The sequence below is a fragment of the Erythrobacter sp. SDW2 genome, assembly GCF_021431965.1.
Taxonomy (GTDB): Bacteria; Pseudomonadota; Alphaproteobacteria; order Sphingomonadales; family Sphingomonadaceae; genus Parerythrobacter.
In genome coordinates this window covers 360,810-386,516 of sequence record NZ_CP090370.1, presented here as the reverse complement: position 1 = coordinate 386,516, position 25,707 = coordinate 360,810, and the positions used below count along the sequence as shown (strand labels likewise).

The 25,707-nt window shown below is 65.3% G+C and carries 21 protein-coding genes and 1 pseudogene; 17 read left to right on the top strand and 5 right to left on the bottom strand.

Going from position 1 to position 25,707, the window contains the following annotated elements; translation table 11 throughout:
* The first annotated feature begins 11 nt into the window (after positions 1 to 11).
* Positions 12 to 1,418: an exopolysaccharide biosynthesis polyprenyl glycosylphosphotransferase gene (locus LY632_RS01880; protein WP_234092123.1), complete on the top strand. Its 1,407-nt coding sequence runs from the start codon at positions 12 to 14 to the stop codon at positions 1,416 to 1,418.
* A gap of 81 nt (positions 1,419 to 1,499) precedes the next feature.
* On the opposite strand, the gene LY632_RS01875 is transcribed toward LY632_RS01880, so the two are convergent.
* Positions 1,500 to 1,733 carry a hypothetical protein gene (locus tag LY632_RS01875; protein ID WP_234092122.1) on the bottom strand — a complete coding sequence of 78 codons (234 nt, stop codon included), beginning with the start codon at positions 1,731 to 1,733 and terminating at the stop codon, positions 1,500 to 1,502.
* Between the two features lie 157 nt (positions 1,734 to 1,890).
* Here LY632_RS01875 and LY632_RS01870 point away from each other — a divergent pair, with 157 nt between their 5' ends.
* The 15 genes from LY632_RS01870 (at position 1,891) to LY632_RS01800 (ending at position 20,816) form a co-directional block, all read left to right on the top strand.
* Positions 1,891 to 3,120, top strand: a complete 1,230-nt coding sequence (locus LY632_RS01870) for a WcaI family glycosyltransferase (protein ID WP_234092121.1) — start codon at positions 1,891 to 1,893, stop codon at positions 3,118 to 3,120.
* A gap of 86 nt (positions 3,121 to 3,206) precedes the next feature.
* Positions 3,207 to 4,496, top strand: a complete 1,290-nt coding sequence (locus LY632_RS01865) for a hypothetical protein (RefSeq protein WP_234092120.1) — start codon at positions 3,207 to 3,209, stop codon at positions 4,494 to 4,496.
* Complete coding sequence (locus LY632_RS01860) at positions 4,493 to 5,656, top strand: glycosyltransferase (protein ID WP_234092119.1); 1,164 nt, start codon at positions 4,493 to 4,495, stop codon at positions 5,654 to 5,656. The genes LY632_RS01865 and LY632_RS01860 overlap by 4 nt, the downstream gene beginning before the upstream one ends.
* Before the next feature lie 56 nt (positions 5,657 to 5,712).
* Positions 5,713 to 6,063, top strand: a complete 351-nt coding sequence (locus tag LY632_RS01855) for a hypothetical protein (protein WP_234092118.1) — start codon at positions 5,713 to 5,715, stop codon at positions 6,061 to 6,063.
* Positions 6,063 to 7,526 (top strand): SGNH/GDSL hydrolase family protein, encoded by a 1,464-nt coding sequence (locus LY632_RS01850; RefSeq protein WP_234092117.1) that lies wholly within the window; start codon positions 6,063 to 6,065, stop codon positions 7,524 to 7,526. The genes LY632_RS01855 and LY632_RS01850 overlap by 1 nt, the downstream gene beginning before the upstream one ends.
* Before the next feature lie 32 nt (positions 7,527 to 7,558).
* A complete protein-coding gene (locus LY632_RS01845; protein ID WP_234092116.1) occupies positions 7,559 to 8,548 on the top strand; it encodes a glycosyltransferase family 2 protein in 990 nt (329 codons plus the stop codon).
* 121 nt (positions 8,549 to 8,669) lie between these two features.
* A complete protein-coding gene (locus LY632_RS01840) occupies positions 8,670 to 9,599 on the top strand; it encodes an AraC family transcriptional regulator (RefSeq protein WP_234092115.1) in 930 nt (309 codons plus the stop codon).
* A gap of 53 nt (positions 9,600 to 9,652) precedes the next feature.
* Positions 9,653 to 10,789 carry a phenylalanine--tRNA ligase subunit alpha gene (gene pheS, locus LY632_RS01835; protein WP_234092114.1) on the top strand — a complete coding sequence of 379 codons (1,137 nt, stop codon included), beginning with the start codon at positions 9,653 to 9,655 and terminating at the stop codon, positions 10,787 to 10,789.
* Entirely contained in the window at positions 10,786 to 13,284 is a 2,499-nt protein-coding gene (pheT, locus tag LY632_RS01830) for a phenylalanine--tRNA ligase subunit beta (RefSeq protein ID WP_234092113.1), read from the top strand. Before pheS ends, pheT begins: the two co-directional genes overlap by 4 nt.
* A 21-nt stretch (positions 13,285 to 13,305) precedes the next feature.
* Positions 13,306 to 14,838, top strand: a complete 1,533-nt coding sequence (locus tag LY632_RS01825; protein WP_234092112.1) for a peptide chain release factor 3 — start codon at positions 13,306 to 13,308, stop codon at positions 14,836 to 14,838.
* Between the two features lie 197 nt (positions 14,839 to 15,035).
* Complete coding sequence (locus LY632_RS01820) at positions 15,036 to 15,611, top strand: pyridoxamine 5'-phosphate oxidase family protein (protein ID WP_234092111.1); 576 nt, start codon at positions 15,036 to 15,038, stop codon at positions 15,609 to 15,611.
* Positions 15,608 to 16,315 (top strand): endonuclease/exonuclease/phosphatase family protein, encoded by a 708-nt coding sequence (locus tag LY632_RS01815; protein WP_234092110.1) that lies wholly within the window; start codon positions 15,608 to 15,610, stop codon positions 16,313 to 16,315. Before LY632_RS01820 ends, LY632_RS01815 begins: the two co-directional genes overlap by 4 nt.
* 140 nt (positions 16,316 to 16,455) lie before the next feature.
* Entirely contained in the window at positions 16,456 to 16,794 is a 339-nt protein-coding gene (locus tag LY632_RS01810) for a P-II family nitrogen regulator (RefSeq protein WP_234092109.1), read from the top strand.
* Positions 16,795 to 16,811: 17 nt separating this feature from the next.
* A complete protein-coding gene (locus tag LY632_RS01805) occupies positions 16,812 to 18,161 on the top strand; it encodes an ammonium transporter (protein WP_234092108.1) in 1,350 nt (449 codons plus the stop codon).
* A gap of 255 nt (positions 18,162 to 18,416) precedes the next feature.
* Positions 18,417 to 20,816 (top strand): TonB-dependent receptor, encoded by a 2,400-nt coding sequence (locus LY632_RS01800; RefSeq protein ID WP_234092107.1) that lies wholly within the window; start codon positions 18,417 to 18,419, stop codon positions 20,814 to 20,816.
* A 212-nt stretch (positions 20,817 to 21,028) separates the two neighbouring features.
* Here the strand turns inward: LY632_RS01800 and LY632_RS14350 are convergent.
* The 4 genes and pseudogenes from LY632_RS14350 to LY632_RS01780 all read right to left on the bottom strand — a co-directional run.
* Positions 21,029 to 21,182 (bottom strand): annotated as a pseudogene (locus LY632_RS14350) (DUF1232 domain-containing protein); the annotation flags it as partial.
* A 56-nt stretch (positions 21,183 to 21,238) separates the two neighbouring features.
* The gene (locus LY632_RS01790) at positions 21,239 to 22,837 is read right to left on the bottom strand and encodes a GMC family oxidoreductase (RefSeq protein ID WP_234092105.1); all 1,599 of its coding nucleotides are present in this window, start codon (positions 22,835 to 22,837) and stop codon (positions 21,239 to 21,241) included.
* 25 nt (positions 22,838 to 22,862) lie between these two features.
* Positions 22,863 to 23,795: a sterol desaturase family protein gene (locus tag LY632_RS01785; protein ID WP_234092104.1), complete on the bottom strand. Its 933-nt coding sequence runs from the start codon at positions 23,793 to 23,795 to the stop codon at positions 22,863 to 22,865.
* Positions 23,788 to 24,192 (bottom strand): hypothetical protein, encoded by a 405-nt coding sequence (locus tag LY632_RS01780; protein WP_234092103.1) that lies wholly within the window; start codon positions 24,190 to 24,192, stop codon positions 23,788 to 23,790. The genes LY632_RS01785 and LY632_RS01780 overlap by 8 nt, the downstream gene beginning before the upstream one ends.
* 95 nt (positions 24,193 to 24,287) lie before the next feature.
* Between LY632_RS01780 and LY632_RS01775 the strand changes: the two genes are divergently transcribed.
* Positions 24,288 to 25,706 (top strand): amidohydrolase, encoded by a 1,419-nt coding sequence (locus tag LY632_RS01775; protein WP_234092102.1) that lies wholly within the window; start codon positions 24,288 to 24,290, stop codon positions 25,704 to 25,706.
* Position 25,707 lies beyond the last annotated feature (1 nt).

Here is a 25,707-nt window from a genome sequence, read left to right as displayed (position 1 = left end):
CCAGACCGACCGTGAATGCGCCCGCCAAAGCCGAGCATGGCACCGCGAAAGCCGCGCCGACTCTGGCGATCGCCCCCGCGCCTTCGCTCGAGCGTCGCCGGCTGCGGGCCTATCTCATGCTGGTGGCGGTCGATGTGGTGCTGATCCTTGCCGGGTTCCTGCTGGCGGGCCAGCTGTATCTCGGCCGTCTGCCCGACCCGCAGGCGATGCGCCAGGCCTACCTGTTGTTGCCGATATTCCTGACCATAGCCATGTACCAGGGCACGTACTCGATCAGGACCCTGCTCGAATGGCGTTATGCCACTGTGCGCGTGTTGCTGGCACTGGCGATCTCGGCGGCCCTGTTGGCCTTCGTGGCCTTCTACCTCAAGACCAGCGCGACCTTCTCGCGCGTCACGCTGACGCTCGGACTCGCGCTTTCCGCCGGGATGATGGTGGCCGTGCGGGCGCTGGCTGTAGCGATGGTCCGGCGGCGCTGGCAGGGGTTCGTCCGCAATCGCCTGCTGGTGCTCGACGGCGGGCCAAAACTCGAGATCGGAGCCAATCGCATCATCGATGCGGCAAGCCTCGGGCTCGATCCGACCGCCGAGGATCCGCATGCGCTCGACCGTCTGGGGCACGCGCTGCTCCATCAGGATGAAGTCGTGGTAAGCTGTCCGTCGCAAAGGCGCGAGCACTGGGCCTGGGCACTCAAGGCGAGCGGTGTGCGTGGGGAGATTGTCAGCGAGATGGCGCATGATCTCGGCGCGCTCGGTGTGCGCCGGTATGACATGGCGGACGTGACAACGCTGGTTGTCAGCGCCGGCCCCCTGGGTCTGCGGTCGCGGGCGATGAAGCGCGCGTTCGATATCGCGCTGGCGCTGGGGGGATTGCTGCTGCTGTCGCCCTTGCTGCTGCTCGTGGCCATGCTGGTCTGGCTCGAGGATCGCGGTTCGGTGCTGTTCGTGCAGCAGCGCACCGGGCGTGGCAACCGTTTCTTCCCGATGCTGAAATTCCGCTCGATGAAGGTGCAACAGACGGATGCCGACGGCTGCCGATCCACCGGGCGTGACGACGATCGGTTGACCCGGATCGGCGGGCTCCTGCGTCGCACCAGCATCGACGAACTGCCTCAGCTGGTGAATGTGCTGCGCGGCGAGATGAGCATCGTGGGTCCGCGCCCGCATGCGGCCGGGAGCCTCGCAGGAGACAAGGCATTCTGGCAGGTCGATTCGCGCTATTGGCACCGCCATGCGTTGAAGCCCGGCTTGACGGGGCTGGCACAGGTGCGCGGCCTGCGTGGGGCGACCGATGAGGAACGCGATCTGTCAGAGCGCCTGCAGGCGGACTTGGAGTATCTCGTCAACTGGAGCCTGTGGGGCGACCTCGGCATAGTTTTGCGGACGGTGCTGGTGCTTCGTCATGACCGCGCTTTCTGACAGTCGGGACCGGATTTCACAGACCCTGAAAACAAGAAAGCCGCCCCCGAAGGAGCGGCCATTCTCGACAGCTCGGCCCGCTCAGCGCGGGCTGTTGCCGTTGCTGCTGGCGGCAAAGACCAGCACTGCGATCAACCCGCCCAGACCGGCGAGGATGAGGCCCAGCGGAATCTCCTCTTCGGTTTCGTTGGCAAGGTCGTTCGCTTGCGAGACGGGCGGGGCCAGCCGCGTGGCTTCAGGCCGTGTCGCGGCCTGCGCAGCCGTAGCGCTGAGCACCATTGCAGCGGCGGTGGCAGCAGTCAGAAGCGTCTTCATTGCCCGCTCTCCAGATTGGGATAGGTGTTTAACCTTATCCTATATTGGACAATGGTCAAGAATTCCCTTCGCCTGCAAGAATTGATCCGCTGCGCATAAAGGCTCGCGAGATGCGGTAGGGGCTGGATTTTCCCCCTCACGCAAAGGATAGCACGCCATGGCTTCCATCTGCCTCGTCGGGCTCAACTACGCGCCGGAACCGATCGGCATCGGGCCTTACACCCAGGGCTGGGCGGAGGCGCTGGCCGCGCGCGGGCATCGGGTGCAGGTCGTCTGCGGGGTGCCTTACTATCCGCAGTGGCAGCGGTTCGACGGGTTCGGCGACGGTTTCCGGTTGTCGGTCGAGAATGGCGTAAGGGTGCTGCGCGTGCCGCATTACGTTCCGGCGGACCCGGGAGGGCTGAAGCGGCTGGTCCATTATGCCAGCTTCTCCGTCAATGCCGCGCGGGGAATTGCCAAAGCCGTGAGTGACGTACGGCCCGATGCGGTGATCGCGGTTGCACCTGCACTGCTGGCCTCACCCGTGGCGACCAGGCTGGCTCGACGTTGCGGTGCCCTGTCGTGGCTGCATGTGCAGGATTTCGAAGTTGAAGCGGCACTTGCGACCGGCTTGCTTCCAGGCTGGGCCACCGGGTTCGGGACGCGCTTCGAGCGGTCCATGCTGCGACGTTTCGACCGGGTGAGCTCGATAGCTCCCGGCATGATGCGCAAGCTGGCCGAGAAGCGCGGCCATGATCGGGGCCTTCACGAGTTGCGTAACTGGGCCGAGCCGTCAGTTGGTACCGGTGCGGCCAACGGGGCGCGGATGCGACAGAGTCTTGGCTTGCCCCCGGGAACCATCGCGCTCTATTCGGGCAATCTTGCACGCAAGCAGGGGATCGGGATCATTCTGGATACGGCACGGGCCATGGCGGACATGACGGACCTGCACTTCGTCATTTGTGGCGAAGGACCGGCAGTGGCCGAAGTGAGAGATACTGCCGCAGGGGTCGCCAACCTGCATTATCGTCCGCTGCAGCCGCGCGAAGCCTTGCCCGATCTGCTCGACATGGCCGACATCCACCTGCTGCCCCAGATCGCCGGGGCGGCCGACCTGGTCCTCCCCTCCAAACTGGCCAACATGCTGGCGTCGGGGCGACCGGTGGTGGCGACGGCCGATGCAGGGACATCGCTTGCTGCCGAAGTCGCGGGCTGCGGGATTGTGGTCCCGGCCGGCGACAGCGCGGGACTTGCCGCATCCATTGCGGTGCTGGCTGGCGACGCGGCGAGGCGCACAGCCCTGGGCCGCGCCGCGCGCGCGCGCGCGCTCGAACATTGGTCGAAAGATGCCCTGCTGGCGCAATGCACGGCAGCGATCGAACAAGCCCTGGCGGAGCGCTGTGCATGAGTCTTGCGCGCAAATCAGCCGGTCCGGTCACCTTGCCGAGCTCAGGGCCGAGAATCCCGGTCCCCGTTGGCCCCGCCCGAACCGGTGTGCAACGTGTCGTTACGCTCGATCCGTGGCTCTTCCTCGCGTTCCTCTACCCGCTCAGCCAACTGGTGGTGTTCGACTTTGTCGGGCAGCTTTTCCTGATGGACCTGCTCGCGGCCCCGTTGCTGGTCCTGCTGCTGACCTTGCCCGGCGCGGCGGAAAGGTTGCAGCGGATCTGGCCGATCCTTGCCCTGCTGGCATTGTGGCTGGCGGGCCAGGTGGCGACCGACCTCATTCGCGGCTCGGTGCCTGCCGACTATCTGCGTGGCTGGGCCAGGATCGGCTTCTTCGGTCTCCAGCTGGTGGTGTTGTGGCTCTGGCTGCCGCGCCGCCGGGCATACTTCATTGCTTTCGCCCTGGGGCTGGGCATCGCGGCCTATTTCAGCGTGCCGGAGGAATTCATCGGTTACGAATGGAAGTTCGGGCGTGATCGCGCGCTGATTTTCGTCAGCATCGGGGTGCTGATCATCGCCACGCTCGGATTCCCGAAACTCCGCTATCTCGGCCCGGCGCTGTTCCTTGCGCTGTCGCTGTTCCTGTTGCTCCAGGCGGCCCGATCGGCCTTCGGCACCCTGTTCATCGCCGCGGTGGTGCTGGTGGCCGCCTTGCTCATCCCACGCATCGCTGCCTTCCGGCGGCGCCTTAGTCCGGGGACCTTTGTCTTCATGCTGGTCGGCGGCATACTGGTCGCGACCGGGGCAACGACCATCTATGGGATAGCGGTTGAAGACGGGCTCCTGGGCCGCGATGCGTTTGTCAAATATCGCGACCAGACGTCGGGCGAAGTGCCGCTGATCCTGGGGGGACGGGCGGAGAGCCTGGTTTCCATCCAGGCGATTGTCGACTCGCCTGTCATAGGGCACGGAAGTTGGGCCAAGGACCCCTATTACGTAGGGCTCTACCATGCGATGAAGGTGCGCTACGGTCTGCCCGTGTTGCAAGCCGAACGCGGCAAAGTCCAGCTGATCCCGACGCATAGCCATCTGTTCGGGGCGTGGGTCGAGGCCGGCCTGGCTGGCGGCCTGTTCTGGCTATGGGTGCTGACGATCCCGTTTGTCGCGCTCTACAGCTTGCTCAAGCGCAACGAATTGCTGGCTCCCTTGATCGCCTATTGCGCGGTGGCGCTGTTGTGGTCGGTGCTGTTCAGCCCGTTCGGTTCGAGCGAGCGGATCTTCGTGGCGTTCCAGCTCACCTTGCTGGCCTGGACCATGCGGGCCGGGGGGCGATCCATCACCTTGTTTGCCCCGTTGCGCAAGGCGATGGCCCGTCGCCGCGCCAAGGCGCACGAGTGAGAATTCTCCATGTCGTGGCCGACGCCGACCCGGCCAAGGGCGGGGTCATCGAAGGCGTTCTGAGACTGGGCGATGCCTATCGTTCTTGCGGCCATGAGCAGCATCTGCTGACGCTTGATGCTCCGGAAGATCGATGGGTCGCCGACTGTCCCTCGCCGGTCTTCGCCATGGGCCGGGCAAGCGACGCCAAACGGTTCTATCCCGCCCGCGCGATCGCGTGGTTGCGGCAACACGCGGGCGACTATGACGGGATCGTGGTGGATGGATTGTGGAATGCGGCAACGCTGGCTGCGCGGCAGGTCCTGCCCGGTTCGGGCGTGCCCTATGCGGTCTTTCCCCACGGGATGCTCGATCCGTGGTTTCGCGAACTCCAGCCGACCAAGGAATGGGTCAAACGCCAGCTGTTCCGGATCAATGAGGGCCCCCTGTTGCGCGGCGCGCGGGCCGTGCTGTTCACCGCCGAGAGCGAACGCATGCTGGCGGCGCAGAGCTGGCCCGGCTGGACCGGGATGCGGGAACAGGTGGTCGGATTCGGGACAGGCGAGCCGCCGCCGGAGAGTGACGCGATGCACGCTGCTTTCGGCGGGAAAGTCCCTGCGGTGGAGAATTCGCCCTATGTCCTGTTCCTCAGTCGCATCCATCCCAAGAAGGGGATCGGAATCCTGCTCGAAGGCTTTGCCGAAGCTTGCGGCAGAGGCGAATGGCAGCTGGTGATTGCCGGGCCGGGTGAAGCCGGTTTTGTCGCTTCATTGCGCGATCGCGCGGCGCGGTTGGGCATCGCATCGCAGGTGCATTGGCCCGGCATGCTGACAGGCGCGGCCAAATGGGGGGCGCTCTACGGCTGCGAGGCGATGGCGCTGACGTCGTATCAGGAGAACTTCGGGGTCGTCGTGGCCGAGGCTTGCGCCTGTCGCCGCCCTGTCATCGTTTCCGACCAGGTCGCGGTCCATCTCGAAATATCCGGGGCAGGTGCCGGCCTCGTTTGCGAAACCCGCCCCCCGTCGGTCGCGGCGGCCCTATCAGACCTGTGCGCTATGCCGCCAGTTCAACGCAAAGCCGTCGGCACGAATGGGAGAGCGCTGTTCGAGAGCGTTTTCGCCATGGAGAAGGTGGCACAGCGCGTGCTGGCGGTTTTTGCCGATAATCCGGAAAATGGATAAACCACTTTCCTACAAATAACCAAATCGGTTAGCGCGGCAATCCGAAAGGAGTCGTCATGCCCGAACCGCTTCCCCCGATCCGCCTCCCTGCCCGTTTTGTCCCGCTGTCCGCTCTTGCCACAGGCGAGGTCGGTGCGCCCGCCATGCCCGTCAGCGCGGCGCATCCATTGCCCTGCCGGGACCAGCCCTTCACCGACGTGCGCGAACTGGCGCCGGATGTACCGGTGGCACCGGGCAGTGCCATGCTGGTCGATTGCAGCAGCGCAGGGCTCGCCAGCTTCACCCTTGCCGGCGGGTCGACGCTGACTCTCACGCTCTCGCCCGGCCTGACCATGCTGCCCATGGCAGTCGTGGGGCTCGCCGGGGCCGACCTCACCGCCGATCTCACCGCCTGGGTGCTCGACTGATGCTGGCGCTGCACGCCCCGCGACCGGCGCCGCGTCGCTTCGCCACCCTGCCGCCGGAACTGGCAAAGCTCGAACTTGCCAGCCCGGCCCCGATCATAACCCAGACTGCCAGCGCGAGCTTGCCGCGATACTGGCCCAGCTCGAGTGGTTCGCCGTTCTACCAGACGGCCTCTGCTGCGCAGGGCGGCGTGTTCAGTTTCTGCCGGGGCCTGCCGGGATCCGCCCCTGCCACCATCAACTTCAGCGAAGAAAAGGTCGCGACCTTCTCCAGCAGCGGCACCCGCTCGGCGCTCGGCCAGCAATGGTCTTTCATCCACGAAGGAAGCCGTATCGAACTGGAAATCCGCAACAACCAGTTCGGTTTCCTGATCCGCATCGACAACCGCTTTGTCTCGCTCGACCCTTACCAGACGAGCGGCCCGGTCATGGTCTCGCTCGACTTCGGCAGCCATGGGAGGCGGCGGATCGATATCATCTCGTGGCAGCTCGGCTTCGGCGGGGTCTTCACCGGGACGACCGATTGCATCTTCGCCGCCGACCTGCGCGGCCCGCGCACCATCATCTTCAGCGACAGCTTCACCACGCCCGATCCGGTGTGCTGGCCGGTGTGGTTCGGCCATGCCATGGGCTGGGACGACGTCTGGCCGAGCGGGGTCGGCGGCACGGGCTTCGTCGCCGACGGCTATGGTTCCTCCGTCGCTTTGCCCGACCGGGTGATGTCGGACGTGGTCCCCTACCGCGCCGAGGTCGTGTTCATCCATGCCGGCCTCAACGACCTGAGCAAACCGGCGGCCGACGTGGAAGCCGCGGCGGCGCTGACCGGCAAACGGATCAAGCAGCATCTGCCCGAAACACTGGTGGTCGGCGGAGCCGACACGGCGTTCGGGATCGAGGCATGGGATGCGCAGGCACTCGACGTGCTCGCGGCGATCCGCGCCGGGCTTGAAAGCGCGGGCGCGGCATGGCTTTCGCCGGTCGAGCTGCCGCTGGCCTTCGGCGGGACACCGGTCGGGGCCAACGCGACCCTGTTCTACGCGGTCAGCGCCGGGCAGGCCGGCAACGACGGCACACCGGCCAGTGTCAGCTATCCCAACGGCTTTACCTGCGCCACTGCCACCAACACTCCGCTGGCCAATTTGCGGGTCGGCTCGGTGGTCGAGATCGGCACCGGGGCCACGCGCGAGCGGGTAGCGATCACCTGCACCGGCTATGTCAACGGGCGACTGGTCTACGGCTTCGATGGTACCATGCGCTATGCCCACCCAGCCGGCACGCCGGTGCGCGAAGTCGGCCCATGCTTTGTCACCGGGCAAGGAACGAGCGTCAACCCGCGCGGCTGGGGCAGCGCCGATCGCTTCATCGGCTGGGACGGCTTCCACTACAACGCCGAGGGCAACCGCGCATTGGGCGCAGTCAACGCAGCGTTGCTGCGCCATCACCTGCGAGGCCGTCCGCTGCTCTAGCGCAAGGGGGGAGCGGCGGCTAAAGCACACGCATGGCCGCCGCCCCCCTCTCGTTGACCGTGGTGATCCTGACCCGCGACGAGGAACGCCACATCGGCCGCGCGCTGGCTTCGATCAAACCATTGGCAAGCCGCGTGGTGGTGGTCGATTCCGGTTCGAGCGACGGGACCCGCGAGGTTGCGCGTGGGATGGGTGCCGAGCTCTTCGAGCGCCGGTGGCTGAACTATGCCGACCAGTTCCAATGGGCGCTCGATCACTGCGGGATCGACACGGACTGGACCATGCGGCTCGATGCCGATGAGTGGCTTGGAGCGGACCTGGTCACCGCCCTCCTGGCGCTGTTACCGACGCTCGGCCCTGACACCACCGCTATCAGCCTAGATCGCCAGCATCACTTCATGGGCAGATGGATTCGGCATGGTGGGCGCTGGCCGCTGGCCCTGCTGCGTATCTGGCGCACCGGCATGGGCCGGATCGAGCAGCGCTGGATGGACGAGCATATCGTGGTCGAGCACGGCGCGCTGCGCCATGTGCCGGGCACTTTCGTCGATCAGAACGAGCATGGCCTCGGCTATTTCACTGCCAAGCACAACGGCTATGCCACCCGCGAGGCGCTCGATGCGCTGATCGGGAATTACGGCCTGTTCGACGTGCCCGAGGATGCCGGCCTCGCCAGCACGGCCCAGGCGCAGCGTGCGCGGGTGCACAAGACCGGCTGGTACAACCGCTTGCCGACCGGACTGGGGCCGCTGCTCTATTTCCTTTATCGCTATTTTATCCAGCTCGGGTTCCTCGATGGGCGCGCAGGGATGATCTACCATGTGCTGCAAGGCTTCTGGTACCGCTTCCTGGTCGATGCCAAGCGGGTCGAGCTGGAGCAGGCCATTGCGCACGCACCGGACAAAGAGGCGCGGATCGATGCGCTCTCTGCTGCGACCGGACATGACCTGCGTGGATTCCACCGGGCATCCCCGAAGGCCGTTTCCGAAGTCGAGGGAGAGCAGCCACTGCCTCTTCGCTGAAGGTTCTCCACCAGGCGCCGCTGCGAGTTTTCCTCTCGCCAAGGTTTTGGACGCGGTTTCCAATCAAGCGCTTGCATCGTCCTTGCAAAGCTTCATACAGAGAGCCGCAGGAACAGGGCGCGTGTCAGAAATCACTCTACCGACAGCAGAATTCGCGCATGCGGGGTTGCGTCTGCGTGTCGCATCGCCTCCGCCGGATCTCGCCCCGTTCATTTCCGCCTATTACCGGACCGAGGTCGATACGGGCGTCATCGCCGAAGACTGGTTGCCGCCTGAAGAGGGCAATCTGCGGACCGGCATTGCCGACGTTTACGATGCCGCCATCGGGTCCGCCCCGCTCGGGCGGGCACCGGTGGCGGTCCTTTCAGGGCCGACGAACCGGGTCACCCAGCTCCGGATCGGCGGCGGGCGGTTCTGGGGCATCGGACTGACGCCGGCCGGCTGGGCCCGCTTCATCGGCCGACCCGCCGACGGCATGGCCGACCGGTTTGCCGGCGTGGAAGAATGCCAGCTGAACCCGTCATTGGTGCGGATGCTCGATACTCTGCGCCATGAAATCGATGACATGGCCGAGGCCGCCGCTCTCATCGCTCGGACCTTTCGCCCGATGGTGGCCCACCAGCCTGCGCGGGAGCGCCCGATCCGGGCGATCCATCTCAGCATTGTCTCGGACGAGGCGCTTTCTTTCTCGATCGCGGAACTGGCCGAACGGGCCGGAATGACCGAGCGTACTTTCGTACGGTTCTGCAAGCGGCATTTCGGCTTCGCGCCCGGCGTCCTGCTGCGCCGCCAGCGCTTCCTGCGCAGCCTGGGCAAGTACATGCTCGATCCTTCGCTGCGCTGGATCAATTCGCTCGATCCCCACTACTGCGACCAGGCGCAATTCATCCGCGACTTCCGCGCCATCATGCAGATGACGCCCGGCGAATACGCCGCCTTGCCGCATCCCATCGTCACCGCCGCGGTGTCAGTGACAAACGCCGGCAGCGGGGTTGCCATGCAGGCACTGTTCCATCCGGAACGCCGCAGAGAGTCCGAAACTGGGCTTTAGCATTGGCGCACATGCCGCTAGAGGCACCGCGCGAGACTGAAGCCGAGGATGGAATGACCGATTTGCTACTTCTGAGGGATGACGCGCTGGCGCGGATCGAAGCGGCGGGCAATGCTGCCGAGCTCGAAGCGTTGCGGGTCGAATTTCTCGGCAAGCAGGGTTCGATCTCCGGCCTGATGAAAACGCTGGGCACCATGAGCCCCGAAGAGCGCCAGACCGAGGCCCCCAAGGTCCAGGGTCTGCGCGCGGCGGTGGCCGATGCGCTGGCGGCGAAGAAGGACGCGATGGAGAGCGCCGCGCTCGAAGCGCAGCTGGCGAGCGAGACGCTCGACCTGACCCTGCCTGCGCCTGCCGCCCCGCTCGGTTCGGTCCACCCGGTCAGCCAGGTGATGGACGAGTTGGCGGAAATCTTCGCCGATCTCGGCTTCTCCGTCGCCACCGGACCGGAGATCGAGGACGACTGGCACAATTTCACCGCGCTCAACATGGCCGAGACGCATCCGGCGCGCGCGATGCACGACACGTTCTATTTTCCGCATGTGGACGCGGAGGGGCAACCGGCCTCAAGCAGCGAAGCGGTAGGCCAACAAGGACGCATGCTGCTGCGCACGCATACCAGCCCGGTTCAAATTCGCTCGATGGTCGCGCAGGGTGCGCCGATCCGCATTATCGCGCCGGGCCGGGTCTATCGCTCTGACAGCGACGCGACGCATACCCCGATGTTCCACCAGATCGAAGGGCTGGTGATCGACCGCGACATCCATCTGGGCCATTTGAAGTGGACGCTGGAGACCTTCCTCAAGGCCTTCTTCGAGCGCGAGGATATCATCCTGCGGCTGCGCCCAAGCTATTTCCCCTTCACCGAACCTTCGGTGGAGGTCGATGTCGGCTTCGAAGTCATCGGTGGGCGCCGCGTGCTCGGCGGGGACGGCAATGCGCCGGGGCACGGTTGGATGGAGCTGCTCGGATCAGGTATGGTCAACCGCCGGGTGATCGAAATGGCCGGGCTCGATCCCGACCAGTGGCAGGGCTTCGCCTTCGGCGTCGGCGTAGACCGGCTCGCGATGCTGAAATACGGGATGGATGATCTGCGCGCCTTCTTCGACGGCGATCCGCGCTGGCTCGGCCATTATGGCTTCAGCCCGTTCGACCAGCCGACGCTCAGCGCCGGGGTAGGAGCACGGGCATGAAGTTCTCGCTGGCCTGGCTCAAGGATCATCTCGAAACCACGGCGAGCCTGACGGAGATCGTCGAGGCCTTGAACCGCATCGGCCATGAGGTCGAAGGGGTTGAGGACCCGGCGGAAAAGCTCGCCGGCTTCCGTGTCGCCGAAGTGCTCACCGCCGCCCCGCATCCCGATGCCGACAAGCTGCAGGTGCTGACTGTTTCGACCGGTGAGGGCGATCCGTTGCAGGTCGTCTGCGGCGCGCCCAATGCGCACGCCGGAATGAAGGGCGTGCTGGGCCTGCCCGGTGCGGTCGTGCCGGCCAATGGCATGGAGCTGCGCAAGAGTGCGATCCGCGGGGTCGAATCGAACGGCATGATGTGCTCGGTGCGCGAGCTCGAGCTCGGCGACGAGCATAGCGGCATCATCGAACTGCCCGCCGATGCGCCGGTCGGCACCAGCTTCGCCGAATATCACGGCGCCTCGCCGGTGATCGAAGTGGCGATCACGCCCAACCGGCCCGATTGCATGGGGGTTTATGGCATCGCCCGCGATCTGGCGGCGGCGGGGCTGGGGACGCTCAAGCCGATCGCGATTCCCTCGTTCGAGGCGGGGGGTGCCTGCCCGGTCGCAATTCGCACCGACGATACCGAAGGGTGTCCGGCGTTCTATGGCCGGGTGATCAAGGGCGTGACCAACGGCTCCTCGCCCGAGTGGTTGCAGCAGCGGCTGATCAGCGCCGGACAGCGGCCGATCTCGCTGCTCGTCGATCTGACCAACTATCTGATGCTCGGCTACGGCCGCCCGGCGCATGCCTATGACCTCGCCAAGCTGAACGGTGCGGTCGTCGCGCGGCGGGCCAAGGAGGGCGAGCAGGTACTGGCGCTCAACGAGAAGACCTACACGCTCGACAGCAGCATGACGGTGATCGCCGACGAGCGCGGTGTGCACGACATCGCCGGGATCATGGGCGGCGAGCACTCGGGGGTCGGCGACGACACCACCGATCTCCTGCTCGAAATCGCCTATTTCAACCCCGAGAGGATCGGTGTGACAGGGCGCAAGCTGGGCCTCTCGTCCGATGCCCGTACGCGGTTCGAGCGCGGAGTCGATCCGGCGTTCCTCGATGACGGGCTCGACCTGCTGACCGGCTTGATCGTCGAGCTGGCCGGTGGGCAAGCCTCGGAAGTGGTCCGTGCCGGTGCTGCTCCGAGCGAGCCGCTGATGGTCACGTTTGACCCGGCCCTGACAAAGCGCCTCGGCGGGATCGATGTCGCGGAAGACGAGCAGAAGCGCATTCTTGCTTCGCTGGGCTTCGAGGTCACGCCCTCTCCCCTTCAGGGGAGAGGGAGGAGCCCCGAAGGGGCGGAGGGTGTGGGGGATGTCACTGGGTCATCACATGACAGGCCCCACCCCAACCCCTCCCCTGAAGGGGAGGGGCTTTGGCAGGTCACCTGTCCGCTGCGCCGCCACGATATCGAAGGTCCGGCCGACCTTGTCGAGGAAGTCGTCCGCATCGTCGGGCTCGACAATGTCGAAAGCGCAGCCTTGCCGCGCGCCGATGGCGTGGCGCGGCCCACGGCGACCCCGCAGCAGGCGCTCGAGCGCAAGCTGCGCCGCACTGCCGCCGCGCGCGGGATGCATGAGGCGGTGACGTGGTCGTTCCTGCCTGTGCCCGATGCCGAGCATTTCGCCGACGGCGCGCCGCTGTGGGTGCTGGAAAACCCGATCAGCGAGGACATGAAGGCGATGCGCCCCTCGCTCATTCCCGGCCTGCTCGCTGCCGCCAAGCGCAACGCCGATCGCGGGGCCGACGGCTCGCGGCTGTTCGAAATCGGACGGCGCTATTTCCGCAGTGCCGATGGTTCGAGCGACGAAAAACCGACCCTGGGCGTGGTGCTGGTGGGCGAGAAGACGCCGCGCGGCTGGTCCAATGGCAAGGCGCAGGGCTTCGATGCCTACGATGCCAAGGCCGAGGCCGAGGCGCTGCTCACAGCGGCTGGCGCACCCGTGGACAAGCTGATGGTGATGGGCGAAGCGGGCGACCAGTTCCACCCGGGCCAGTCGGCCACGCTGCGGCTCGGACCCAAGAATGTCCTGGCCCGTTTCGGTGCGCTGCATCCGGCCACGCTCAAGGCCTTCGATATCGACGGGCAGGTGGTCGCGGTCGAGATCTTCCTCGACGCCATCCCGCCCAAGAAGTCCGCCGGTTTCGCGCGCGAGGCCTATGCCCCGCCGGCGCTGCAATCGGTCACCCGCGACTTCGCTTTCCTCGTTCCCGCAGATCTCGCGGCCGGCGAGCTGGTGCGCGCGGTGCGCGGGGCCGACAAGGTGGCGATCACGGACGCACGCATCTTCGACGTCTTCGCCGGGCAGGGCGTGCCCGAAGGCAAGAAGTCGGTCGCGATCGAAGTCACGCTGCAACCGGGCGAGAAGACCTTTACCGATGCCGAGATCAAGGCGATCTCCGACGCGGTGGTTGCATCGGCTGCGAAATTGGGGGCGGAGCTGCGCGGGTAACCCTGGCGCGCCGGAAGTACTATGTCCAATCGCCGCACCTTCGCGATCATTTCGCACCCTGACGCTGGCAAGACCACGCTGACGGAAAAGCTGCTGCTGCAAGGCGGCGCGATCCATCAGGCCGGCGCAGTCAAGGCGCGCGGCGAAGCTCGCCGCGCCCGCTCTGACTGGATGAAGATCGAGCAGCAGCGCGGCATCTCGGTCACCTCAAGCGTGATGACCTTCGAGAAGGAATACGAGGGTGAAACGATAACCTTCAACCTGCTCGATACGCCGGGGCACGAGGACTTCTCCGAAGACACCTATCGCACGCTGACCGCGGTCGATTCGGCGATCATGGTGATCGATGCGGCCAAGGGGATCGAGCCGCAGACGCTCAAGCTGTTCGAGGTGTGCCGCCTGCGCAGCGTGCCGATCATCACCTTCGTCAACAAGGTCGACCGCGAGGGCCGCGAGGGCTTCGAGCTGCTCGACGAAGTGGCCGACCAATTGGCCCTCGACGTCAGCCCGCAAAGCTGGCCGATCGGCATGGGCGGCCAGTTCGAGGGCATCCTCGATTTCGCCACCGGCGGCATCGCCCGGCCCGAAGGCGGCTCGCGCGAGTTTCTCGGCAAGGTCGATATGGGCGCACCGATCCCCGCACAATTCGCCGAGGAGCTGGAGCTGGCGCGCGGCGGCTATCCCGAGTTCGACCTCGAGGCCTATCGCAATGGCGACCTGACGCCGGTTTTCTTCGGCTCGGCGCTCAAGAACTTCGGAGTCGAGCAACTGATCGACGCCATCGCCCGCTATGCCCCGCCGCCGCGCCCGCAGCCCGCTGGTGAGGAAACGATCAGCCCCGATCACAGTGAAGTGACCGGCTTCATCTTCAAGGTGCAGGCCAATATGGACCCCAACCACCGTGACCGGATCGCTTTCATGCGGCAGGTTTCGGGCACCTTCAAACGCGGCATGAAATTGACGCCGTCGGGCCTCGGCAAGCCGATTGCGATCCATTCGCCGATCCTGTTCTTCGCGCAGGACCGCGAACTGGCCGACACCGCCGAGGCAGGCGACATCATCGGTATCCCCAATCACGGCACGTTGCGGGTCGGCGACACGCTGAGCGAGAAGAACCAGGTCCGCTTCACCGGGCTGCCGAACTTCGCCCCGGAGATCCTGCGCCGAGTTGTGCTGCGCGATCCGACCAAGACCAAACAATTGCGCAAGGCGCTGGATGACCTTTCCGAAGAGGGCGTAATCCAGGTGTTCTATCCCGAGATCGGCGCGCAGTGGATCGTCGGCGTCGTGGGCCAGCTCCAGCTCGAAGTGCTGATTTCTCGGCTCGAGGCCGAGTACAAGGTCGATGCCTTTCTCGAAGCCTCGCCCTTCGCCACCGCCCGCTGGGTCAAGGGCGACGGCAAGCCCGTTGCCGAATTCGAAAGCTTCAACCGCGCCAACCTCGCCCGCGACCGCGACGGCGACCTGGTGTTCCTGGCCAAGAGCCCGTGGGACGTGAATTACCAGGCGGAGAAAAACCCCGAGCTGACGTTCTCCGCCACCAAGGAGCGATAAAGGTTCGCGCCAAGACGCCAAGGCGCGGAGACAGTGCACGTCGCCGCGAAGCGGCAAACGGCCTCTTTCAAGAGCGGGATGATAGATTGGCTTGAGAGGCCTGCTGCCAGCCCAACTTCTTCGCGCCTTGGTATCTTGGCGCGAAACCAAAGGGCACATCGCTTGCCCCAAGCACACCGTCAGCGTAGACTCAGCCGATGGCAGATTTCTTCGACGCGCTGAGCGACAAGCATGTCGCCATGATCGCCCAGCAGCCGGTGTTCTTCGTCGCCACCGCAGCGCCGGACGCACGGATCAACCTCAGCCCCAAGGGCTATGATGCCTTCCGGGTGCTGACGCCGACCGTAGTGGCTTACCTCGATCTGGGCGGGTCGGGCAACGAGACGCATGCCCATTTGCGGGCCGACGGCCGGATCACGCTGATGTTCTGCAATTTCCAGCAGCCGGCGCTGATCCTGCGGATCTATGGTCGGGGCCGCGCAGTGTTGCCGCAGGACGAGCAATGGGACGCCCTGGCGGCGCATTTCACGCTGATGCCGGGCACGCGCCAGATCTTCGTCATCGATGTCGAGAGCGTCCAGACCAGTTGCGGCTGGGGCGTCCCGCTGATGGCCATGGAGGCCGAGCGCAAGACGTTGCTCAAGGCCCATGCGCAGTCGGACCCGGCAGAGTGGGAAGCGAAGATGAGCACCCGCATAGCCAGCATCGACGGTTTGCCGGCCCGCGCTACCGATCGCTATATCGAAGGCGCACCGGGGACGCGCCCAGAGTGAAATCCGTACTGAGGTTTGCCAGCTACAATATTCACAAGGCGGTCGGGCTCGACGGCGTGCGCGACCCTGCGCGGATCATCACGGTGCTGCGCGAAATCGATGCCGACGTGGTTGCGCTGCAGGAAGCAGACCGCCGTTTCGGCGATCGCGAGAGTGTGCTGCCCCGCGCCGCACTTGACGACACGCACTGGAAGGTCGTCCCGGTGGCGCGTCGCCCACGTTCGATCGGCTGGCACGGCAACGCGCTGCTGGTGCGGCGGGATATCGACGTGGTCGAGAGCCAGCCCCTGGAACTGCCGACGCTGGAACCGCGCGGCGCAGTGTGCGCCCTGCTGGAGCACGGCGGAGCGACTTTTCGCATCATCGGCACGCATCTCGACCTGTCGGGGCTGCGCCGGTCGGACCAAGTGCGCGCCATCCTCGGGCACTGCCAGGATCATCACGCCGATTGCCCTGCGATCCTGTTGGGCGACTTCAACCAGTGGACGGCGAAGAGCGGAGCGATCCGGCATTTCGGCGACTGGGACGTCATTGCTCCCGGACCGAGCTTCCCGAGCAGGCGGCCGGTGGCCCGGTTCGACCGGTTTGCCGTTTCGCCCGGCTGGAAGGTCAGGGGCCACGGGGTGCATCATAGCGCGCTGGCAGCGCAGGCGTCCGATCACTTGCCGATATGGCTCGATGCCCAATTCATGGGCACTGCCTAAATTTAAGCCACTATTATTGCGCAATTGTCGTGTTGCCTGACCGATTCCAACCGGAATCTAGTTTGGCACGCCTCTTGCTGCAATTGCGAAGACCGGGGATCGGCCCGGCGTGACAACTGTATTCGCATAGGGGGGACTCGATGAAGTTCATCATCGCCGTCATTAAACCATTCAAGCTCGACGAGGTGCGCGAAGCGCTCGGCGGGATCGGCGTCGCCGGCATGACCGTAACCGAGGTCAAGGGGTTCGGCCGCCAGAAGGGCCAGACCGAGATTTATCGCGGGGCCGAATACTCGACCAACATGTTGCCCAAGGTGAAGATCGAGATCGCTGCCAGCGACGATCTGGCACCGAAGATCGTCGAAACCATCCAGGCCACCGCCGCCACCGACGCTATCGGCGACGGCAAGATTTTCGTGCTCGACCTTGCCAGTGCGACCCGCATCCGCACCGGCGAGACGGGCGAAACCGCACTGTGATCCGGGGGGAAATAACCATGATCCGCACGTTCCTTCGCAGCGCGGGCGCGCTTGCGATTTCGGGGGCCCTCACCGGCCTCGCCACCACCGCTGCCTTCGCCCAGGCAGCCGCCGAAGCGGCCCCTGCCGTTCCCAATCCAGGCAACAACGCCTGGATGATGACCTCGACGGTCCTGGTCCTGCTGATGATCCTGCCGGGCCTCGCGCTGTTCTATGGCGGCCTGACCCGCAGCAAGAACATGCTCAGCACCATGACGCAGATCGGGGCCACTGCGGCTCTCGCCATGCTGATTTGGGTGATGTGGGGCTACTCGCTGGCCTTCGGCGATACCACTTACGAGGGCACGCTCGGCCTGTTCGTCAGCGGCGGCAGCTACTTCCTCATGGGCATGGACGCTTCCAGCACGGCAGCGACCTTCACCGATGAAGTCATCAGCAAGTATGTCTTCGTCAGCTTCCAGATGACCTTCGCTGCGATCACCGCTGCGCTCATTCTCGGCGCGACGGCAGAACGCATGAAGTTCAGCGCCGTGATGGCCTTCGTGCCGATCTGGCTGACGATCGTCTATTTCCCGATCGCGCACATGGTGTGGGCGGGCGGCGGCCTGCTGTTCGAAGACGGCGCTCTCGACTTCGCCGGGGGTACCGTGGTCCACATCAATGCCGGTATCTCCGGCCTGGTGCTCGCCTACCTGCTCGGCAAGCGTCGCGGCTACCCGGCCGAGCCGATGATGCCGCACAGCCTGACCATGACCATGGTCGGCACTGGCCTGCTGTGGGTGGGCTGGTTCGGCTTCAACGCCGGCTCGGCGCTCGAGGCTGACGGTTCTGCCGGTCTCGCCATGATCAACACCTTCGTCGCGACTGCTGCGGGTGCGCTGACCTGGATGGTGATCGAGCGGATGGCCGGTCACAAGGGTTCGGCTCTCGGCTTCTGTTCGGGCGTCATCGCCGGGCTCGTCGCGGTAACGCCGGCAGCCGGCAACAGCGGCCCGTTCGGCGCGATCCTGCTCGGCATCGTCGCTTCGGCAGTCTGCTACCTCGCGGTGGCCAAGGCCAAGGCCAGGTTCGGCTATGACGACTCGCTGGACGCCTTCGGCATCCACGGCGTGGGCGGCATTGTCGGTGCCATCGGCACTGCAGTGGTGTACCAGCCGTTCCTCGGCGGCCCTGGCGACGGTTCGACCGCTCTCGGCGCGCAACTCGGCGTGCAGGTCTTCAGCGTGGTCGTCACGATCGCCTGGGCCGGCATCGGCACCCTCATCGCCGGTTACCTCGTCAAACTGACCGTGGGTCTGCGGGTCGACGAAGAGACCGAAGTCAACGGGCTAGACATCTCCGAACACGGAGAGCGCGCCTACAACTGATCCGACCGAATTGGCGGGGGCGCCCTCTCCTCTCCCAGACGCCCCCGCCAAACCATGTTCCTCCTGCGAACAACGCCTTGAACGGGCCGGAGCAAAGCGCTCCGGCCCCTTTTTTGCGGTCTTGATCTATGTGACTCGCCTGTCACACTTTCCCTCCATTCCGACATCGGTCATCGGCGCGCCATTGCCATCGATTACATTCGTATGCAGTCCTGCATCATCGGGCAGAAGACCCGTCCATGCAGGAGACAAACGATGAGCCTTGCAACCACCCGTTCTTCGCTGCGCATCCGCCACGCCTTGCTGGCCGGTTGCGCGCTGACGTTCGTCGCCGCCCCCGCCTATGCGCAGGAGGCCGAGGAGCCTGCTGCCGAAGGGGGCAGCGGCAATGTGATCGTCGTAACCGCGACCAAGCGCGATTCGACCATCCAGGACGTGCCGTTCTCGATCAACGCCCAGACCGCCGAAGACATCCAAAAATCGGGTGCCGTCACGCTGGAAGACCTTTCGCGCAATGTCGCGGGTCTGTCCGTGCAGAACCTGGGGCCGGGGCAGAGCCAGGTTTCGGTCCGCGGCGTCTCCGCCGGCCAGGTCGTGCGCGACCAGCCGGGCGTGAAGGAACAGGTCGGGGTCTATCTCGACGAAAGCGTGATCTCGCTCTCTCTCTTCACCCCTGATCTCGACCTGTTCGACCTCAACCGTGTGGAGACCCTGCGCGGCCCGCAAGGCACGCTGTTCGGCTCGGGCTCGGTCGGCGGCACCATCCGCTACATCACCAACCAGCCGACCATCGGCGTGACCGAAGGCACCTTCGAGGCCAATTTCAACGCCGTCGATGAAGATGACTGGGGCGGCCACCTCAAAGGCGCTTTCAACTTCCCGGTTACCGATATCATCGCGGCGCGCGTGGTCGGATACTACACCAAATATGCCGGCTTCATCGACGCCCAGGGCCCGGCGGGCGGCGAGAACGTCAACGACGGCGAGCGCTACGGCGGACGCATCGCCTTCACCATCGACAGCGGCACCGGTTTCACCCTGACGCCGCGGCTGGTGTACCAGAAGGTCAAGGCCGACGGCTTCAACCGCCAGGAAATCTGGAACCTCTACGCCAATCCCGACACCACCACCCGGCCGCCGGTCCAATTGGGCGAGCGCGAGCAGCATCTGCGTCTGCGCGAAGCATTCGAGGACGAAACGCTGCTGTTCGATATCACCGCCGAGGCCGATCTCGGCCCGGTCACGCTGACATCGGTCAGCTCCTACATCAACCGCGATATCCTGGTCAGCCGCGATGCCAGCGCCCTGACCGGTTCGGTCTCCGTCGATCTGGGATATCCCGATATTGCCGTACTGCTGCCTTCCAATCTGCGTGACACGACCAAGCTCGAGACGCTGACGCAGGAATTGCGGTTGTCGTCGAACAGCACCGGTCCGCTGCAGTGGTTGGTCGGCGCATTCTATTCGGAAGTCGACCGGGTCTATGCCCAGCGCCTGCCGACGCCCGGATACGACGCGTTCACCGATGCGGTGCTCGGTGCCGGGACATCGGCGGCAGTGGCCAATGGCTTTCCGGCAGACTCGCCGTTCAATTCGGATTTGCCCTACGACATCAAGCAGTTCGCTGTCTTTGGCGAAGCCAGTTACGAGCTGACCGATGCGCTGACGCTGACGGCGGGTGGTCGCTATTACGACTTCGACGAAACCCGCATCATCACCACCGGCGGCCTGTTCGCCAATGGCGATTCCGGGGTGGTGGATGAAACGGCCTCAAGCGGCTTCACCCCGCGACTGCTGCTCAGCTACGAAGTCAGCCCCAATGTCACCGTCAATGCGCAGGCTTCGCAGGGCTTCCGGCTCGGCGGCGTCAACGATCCGCTCAACACACCGCTGTGCAACGCACAGGACCTGGCGCTGTTCGGCGGCTTCCAGGACTATGACGACGAGAAGCTGTGGAACTACGAACTCGGCATCAAGACCCAGGGCAACGGCTTCACTTTCAATGCCGCCGGGTTCTACAACGATATCAGCAACCTCCAGGTCACGCTCGATGCCGGTAGCTGCTCGTCGCGCATCGTCTTCAACGTGCCCGATGCGCACACCGCCGGGGTCGAGGCGGAATTCGGCTACTCCCCGCTCGACGGCCTCAACTTCAACCTGTCGGGCAGCTATATCGAGGCGGAGTTCGATACCACCCTTCCGGGTGCGCTGGCTGCAGCCACGGGTATCCGCGAAGGCAACCGCCTGCCATCGGTGCCGAAGTTCCAGCTGGCGGCGAGCGGCAGCTATGAATGGCCGGTGGGCGATAGCGCGCAGGCCTATATCGCCGCTTCGGTGACCCATGTCGGCTCGCGCTATACGCAGCCCGCCGACCAGGAGAACAACCCGCGCACCTTCGTCCATGGCTTGCCCTTCGGCGGGGCTCCGGCGAATGCCTCGACCACGGTCGACCTGCTGCTCGACAGCTACCAGCTGGTCAATCTCAGCGTCGGGCTGGAGTTCGACAGCGGCTACAGCTTCACGCTCTACGCCAACAACCTGCTCGATGAGAACGTCCAGCTGAGCTTCGACCGCGAGCGTGGCGGGCGTGCCCGTCTTGGCTACAACGTCGGCCAACCCCGGACGATCGGCTTCACTGCCCGCAAGGAATTCTGATCCCCGCGCGTTAGTACTGACGAGGCCGGGGGCGATGCCCTCGGCCTTGTTGTATCAGCTCAAGCTGCACCATGCCCCCAGCGCGAGTCCGAGCCACAGGGCGACGACCAGCGCCAGGCCCGCCCTCGATACGGGCTTTTCGGCCAGCCGCGCCGCCTGGCTGCGCCATTCTTCCACCAGCACTGCGGGCGCCAGTTGCAGCGCCAGCCACACACCCGCAGGCACCAGCAACAGATCGTCGAGCAGGCCCAGGACGGGAATGAAGTCGGGGATCAGGTCGATCGGACTGAACGCGTAGGCCGCGACCGCCAGCGCCACGAGCCGGCACAGCCATGGCGTGCGCGAATCGCGCCCGGCCAGCCAGACCACCAGCGCCTCGCGCCTGAGCGCCAGCAGCCGGTTGCGCCAGCCCCGATTGGCGATCAGCCCTTCTCCGCCGCGATAAGGAAATCGGCGCAGCGCTCGCCGATCATGATCGAAGGCGCATTGGTGTTGCCGCTGACGATCTTGGGCATGATCGAGGCGTCAGCGATCCACAGCCCCTCGACGCCGCGCGCCTTGAGCTTCGTATCGACCACCGCATCCTCGTCCGCGCCCATCCGGCAGGTGCCGACCGGGTGATAGACCGTGTCGGCCCGGTTGCGGATCAGCTCGTCGAGCTGCGCATCGTCGTCGAGGTCGACCGGATGGCGATCGGTCGGCTCGTACTCGCGCAGCGCCGGGCCGTCGACGATCCGGTGCGACAGCCGCACGCCTTCGCGCATGACGGCGATGTCGCGCTCGTCGTCGAGGAAGTTCGGATCGATCAGCGGCGGGGCTGCGGGGTCCGGCGAGGCCAGCCGCACCGTCCCGCGGCTTTCCGGTCGCAGCACGCAGGCGTGAAGCGAGAAGCCATGGCCCTTCACCTTCTCGCGGCCATGATCCTCCAGCACGGCCGGGACGAAGTGCCACTGGACATCGGGCGCGGGGCTATCCGCCATGACCTTCCAGAAGCCGCCCGCCTCGGCATAGGGCGTGGTCATGATCCCGGTCCGTTTGCGGCGATGCTCGATGATCGCCTTGGCCATGCGAGCGGTGCCTTCGAGCGAGTCGCCGATCGGCACCTTGCTCTCAGTCTCCCAGCCCGAGACATAGTCGATATGATCCTGCAGCTCGCTGCCGACCGCCGGCTTGTCGAGCTTCACGGCGATACCATGCGATTTGAGGTGTTCGGCCGGGCCGATGCCCGACAGCATCAGGATCTGCGGCGAATTGAATGCACCGGCCGACAGGATCACGCCCTTGCGCGCGGTCAGGATCTCGCGCTTGCCCCCGAAGCCGCCGGTACGGATCGCAACGCCGGTGACCTTGCCGCTGTCGATGATCAACCGCTCGACCAGTGTCCTGGTGCGGATATCGAGGTTGGGCGTGCCCCGTAGCGGCTCGACATAGGCGCGGGCGGCGGACCAGCGTTCGCCCTTGCGCTGGGTCACCTGGTACAGGCCGAAGCCTTCCTGTTTCTCGCCGTTGAAGTCGCCATTGCGCGGCAGTTGCAGCTGAGCCGCCGCTTCGACGAAGGCATGGCTGGTAGGGTTGGCAGCGGTCTGGTCGGAGACGAACAGCGGCCCGCCTTCGCCGTGGTACCGGTCGGCCCCGCGGACATTGGCCTCGGCCTTGATGAACCATGGCAGCACATCGTCATAGGACCAGCCGTCACAGCCCATTGCCGCCCAGTTGTCGTAGTCCCAGCGGTTGCCGCGGATATAGACCATGGCGTTGATCGCGCTCGACCCGCCCAGCCCCTTGCCGCGCGGCTGGTAGCCGATCCGGCCGTTAAGCCCCTTCTGCGGCACGGTTTCATAACGGTAATTGGTGTTCTTGAGCAGGAACGGCATGAAGCCGGGCGTCTTGACCAGCATGTTGTCGTTGCGCCCACCGGCTTCGAGCAGGCAGACCTGCCGCTTGCCATCCACCGCCAGTCGCCCGGCGACGGCGCTGCCCGCGCTGCCGCCGCCAATGACGATGTAATCGTATTGGTTCATCGAGCTCTCCCTTGTGGAGGGAGTGTTACGCAGCCTCGCCCGCCCGTTCAATCGGCTTTTGGGCGGTATCCGCTTGGGTACCCTGTCGCGCCAGCCACCGCGCGCGGATGGTATCGGACGTGTCGCGGCTGCCGTCATGGGTCCAGCCGGGTTCGCGCAGCAGGTAGCCCAGCTTGCTCCCCCATGGTGCGCGCCACAAGTCCTGTGCGATCCCGATCCATTCGTGGAACACCGCCCATAGCAGGTTGAAACTGCCGAGTTGCCTGACGATGCCATAGCGGATCGGTTCGTCATCGACCTCCGGCTCGAAGGTGCCGAACATCTTGTCCCACACGATGAACACGCCGGCATAGTTGCGGTCGAGATAGCGAGGGTTGGTGGCGTGGTGGACACGGTGGTGGCTCGGGGTGTTCATCACCGCCTCGAACCAGCGCGGCATCCGGCGGATCGCCTCGGTATGGATCCAGAACTGGTAGATCAGGTTGAAACCCTTGCAGACCAGGATCATCGCCACCGGGAAACCGAGCAGCACCAGCGGAAGGGTGAAGACGAAGCCGAGCGTGAAGGCGCCGGTCCAGCTTTGCCTTAGCGCGGTCGAGAGGTTGTAGTGCTGGCTGGAGTGGTGGTTCACGTGACTGGCCCAGAACCAGCGGATGCGGTGCCCGGCGCGGTGGACCCAATAATAGGCCAGGTCGTCGAGCACGAAGCACAGCGCCCATGCCCACCATTGCCAGCCGATGTCGAACAGGCGGGATTCGTAGGCCTGCAGGAATATCCACAAGGCAAGTCCGCCGAGCAGCGCGCCCGCCACCGTGCTGCCGAGGCCGAAAGCAAGGCTGACCAGCGTGTCCTTCGGCTCGTATGCCTCGGGCCGCTTCTTCCACGCCCACAGCATCTCGATCAGCACCAGCGCGACGAAGCCCGGGACTGCATATTCGGTGGGAGAGAAATCAGGCATTGCCGCCTGCCTTTAGCCGCTCGATCGCGGCGACCCAATAGGCGGGCTCGTCGAGCAGCAGCGAAACCTTACCGAAACGTCGTTCTCCGCTGTCGATAGTCAGGCGTTGCCCGTTTTGCACAACGGTCCAGATCCGCGCACCCGTCCTTGCAGCAAAGAAATTGCCATGCGGTTTGAGCAGCAGAAGGCGCCCGTCGGGGGCTTCCATAATGGCGCCCGCTCCCTCGCGATCCAGGGCGATGCGCACCGGTTCGAATCCGTCCACTGCTTCGTTGGCCGCCGCTCTCGCTTCGGCTTCGTTTGCGAGCCTGGGTGCGCGCCCCAGCCCCAACCAGCGAGCAACGCCCGCCAGCGCGAGAATGGCGGCAAGCGAGCCGAGAAACAGCAGCGGATCCATGGGTGGCGCGATTGCCACGCTGCGCGAAATCTGTCGAGCGGTGGCTTCCCATCGGTGAGCAGAGGCGGCAAGGAAGGACCCAAGGAGAGAACTCGATGAGAACCCTTTTGCTTGCCCCTGCTCTGGCCTTGCTGGCTGCCCCGCTTGCTGCGCAGGAGGTGGATCCCATCGCGACGGTCGAGGCCGAAGCCGAGCGGACCGAGCGCGTCGCCAAGCAGATCTGGGACTTCGCCGAAGTTGGCTATCTCGAGCTGCGCTCGAGCAACCTGCTCAAGGACGAATTGCGCGGCGAGGGCTTCGCCATCGAGGAAGGGGTCGCGGGCATTCCCACCGCCTTCATCGCTGAATGGGGGACCGGCGGCCCGATCATCGCCATCCTCGCCGAATATGACGCGCTGCCGGGCATCAGCCAGTCGACTTCAGCGACACGAGACGTGGTGGCGGAGAAGCTCGCCGGGCATGCCTGCGGCCACAATCTGTTTGCGGCCGGTTCGCTGACTGCGGCCATTGCGACCAAGAAATGGCTTGAGCAGACCGGCACGCCGGGCCGGATCCGGCTCTACGGCACCCCGGCAGAGGAAGGCGGCTCGGGCAAGGTCTACATGACCCGCGAGGGCCTGTTCGACGATGTCGATATTGCGATCCACTGGCACGCGGACGATCGCAACAGTGCGGCCGCGCGCACCAGCCTCGCCAACCGCTCGGCCAAGTTCCGCTTCAAAGGAATTTCGTCACATGCAGCCGGTGCACCCGAACGCGGGCGCAGCGCACTCGACGGGGTCGAGGCGATGAACATGATGGTCAACATGATGCGCGAACACACCGGCATGGACAGCCGCATCCATTACGTCATTACCGAGGGCGGCTCCGCCCCGAATGTCGTGCCTGATTTCGCCGAAGTGTTCTATTACGTCCGCCACTCGAATGCCGAGGAAGTGCTGGCGCTGTGGGACCGGCTCGAGCTGGCGGCCAAGGGCGCAGCGATGGGGACGGAAACGCAAGTCGAGTGGGAAATCATCCACGGCAACAACCCGTTGCTGGTCAACGAGACTCTGGCACGGGTGATGGACGCGAAGCTGCGCCAGGTCGGCGGGGTGGAATACACGCCAGAGGAACGCGCCTGGGCCGAGGAAATCAGCAAGACGCTGGGCGATGCGGCCCGTCCGATCGAATCGGCGGCGGAGATCCAGCCCTATGACAAATCGCTCGGCTATGGCTCGACCGATGTCGGCGATGTGTCATGGGCCACGCCCACCGTCGGCGTGCGCACCGCGACCTGGGTCCCGGGCACCAGCTCGCATAGCTGGCAGGCGGTCGCCGCGAGCGGCAATTCGATCGGCGCCAAGGGTGCGCTGGTGGCCGCGAAGGCGATGACGCTGATGGCGGTCGAGCTCTTCACCAATCCCGAACTGCGCGAGGCAGCGAGGGAGGAGTTCGACGCGGCGAGGGGCGAGGACTACGAATACAAGTCGCTGCTGGGCGATCGCGACCCGCCGCTCGACTATCGCCAATAAC

Excerpts from the sequence above, each read along its gene's own strand:
- LY632_RS01875 (WP_234092122.1), bottom strand. The coding sequence starts at position 1,733 with ATGAAGACGCTTCTGACTGCTGCCACCGCCGCTGCAATGGTGCTCAGC.
- LY632_RS01870 (WP_234092121.1), top strand. The coding sequence starts at position 1,891 with ATGGCTTCCATCTGCCTCGTCGGGCTCAACTACGCGCCGGAACCGATC.
- LY632_RS01855 (WP_234092118.1), top strand. The coding sequence starts at position 5,713 with ATGCCCGAACCGCTTCCCCCGATCCGCCTCCCTGCCCGTTTTGTCCCG.
- LY632_RS01850 (WP_234092117.1), top strand. The coding sequence starts at position 6,063 with ATGCTGGCGCTGCACGCCCCGCGACCGGCGCCGCGTCGCTTCGCCACC.
- LY632_RS01845 (WP_234092116.1), top strand. The coding sequence starts at position 7,559 with ATGGCCGCCGCCCCCCTCTCGTTGACCGTGGTGATCCTGACCCGCGAC.
- pheS (WP_234092114.1), top strand. The coding sequence starts at position 9,653 with ATGACCGATTTGCTACTTCTGAGGGATGACGCGCTGGCGCGGATCGAA.
- pheT (WP_234092113.1), top strand. The coding sequence starts at position 10,786 with ATGAAGTTCTCGCTGGCCTGGCTCAAGGATCATCTCGAAACCACGGCG.
- LY632_RS01825 (WP_234092112.1), top strand. The coding sequence starts at position 13,306 with ATGTCCAATCGCCGCACCTTCGCGATCATTTCGCACCCTGACGCTGGC.
- LY632_RS01820 (WP_234092111.1), top strand. The coding sequence starts at position 15,036 with ATGGCAGATTTCTTCGACGCGCTGAGCGACAAGCATGTCGCCATGATC.
- LY632_RS01810 (WP_234092109.1), top strand. The coding sequence starts at position 16,456 with ATGAAGTTCATCATCGCCGTCATTAAACCATTCAAGCTCGACGAGGTG.
- LY632_RS01805 (WP_234092108.1), top strand. The coding sequence starts at position 16,812 with ATGATCCGCACGTTCCTTCGCAGCGCGGGCGCGCTTGCGATTTCGGGG.
- LY632_RS01800 (WP_234092107.1), top strand. The coding sequence starts at position 18,417 with ATGAGCCTTGCAACCACCCGTTCTTCGCTGCGCATCCGCCACGCCTTG.
- LY632_RS01790 (WP_234092105.1), bottom strand. The coding sequence starts at position 22,837 with ATGAACCAATACGATTACATCGTCATTGGCGGCGGCAGCGCGGGCAGC.
- LY632_RS01785 (WP_234092104.1), bottom strand. The coding sequence starts at position 23,795 with ATGCCTGATTTCTCTCCCACCGAATATGCAGTCCCGGGCTTCGTCGCG.
- LY632_RS01780 (WP_234092103.1), bottom strand. The coding sequence starts at position 24,192 with ATGGATCCGCTGCTGTTTCTCGGCTCGCTTGCCGCCATTCTCGCGCTG.
- LY632_RS01775 (WP_234092102.1), top strand. The coding sequence starts at position 24,288 with ATGAGAACCCTTTTGCTTGCCCCTGCTCTGGCCTTGCTGGCTGCCCCG.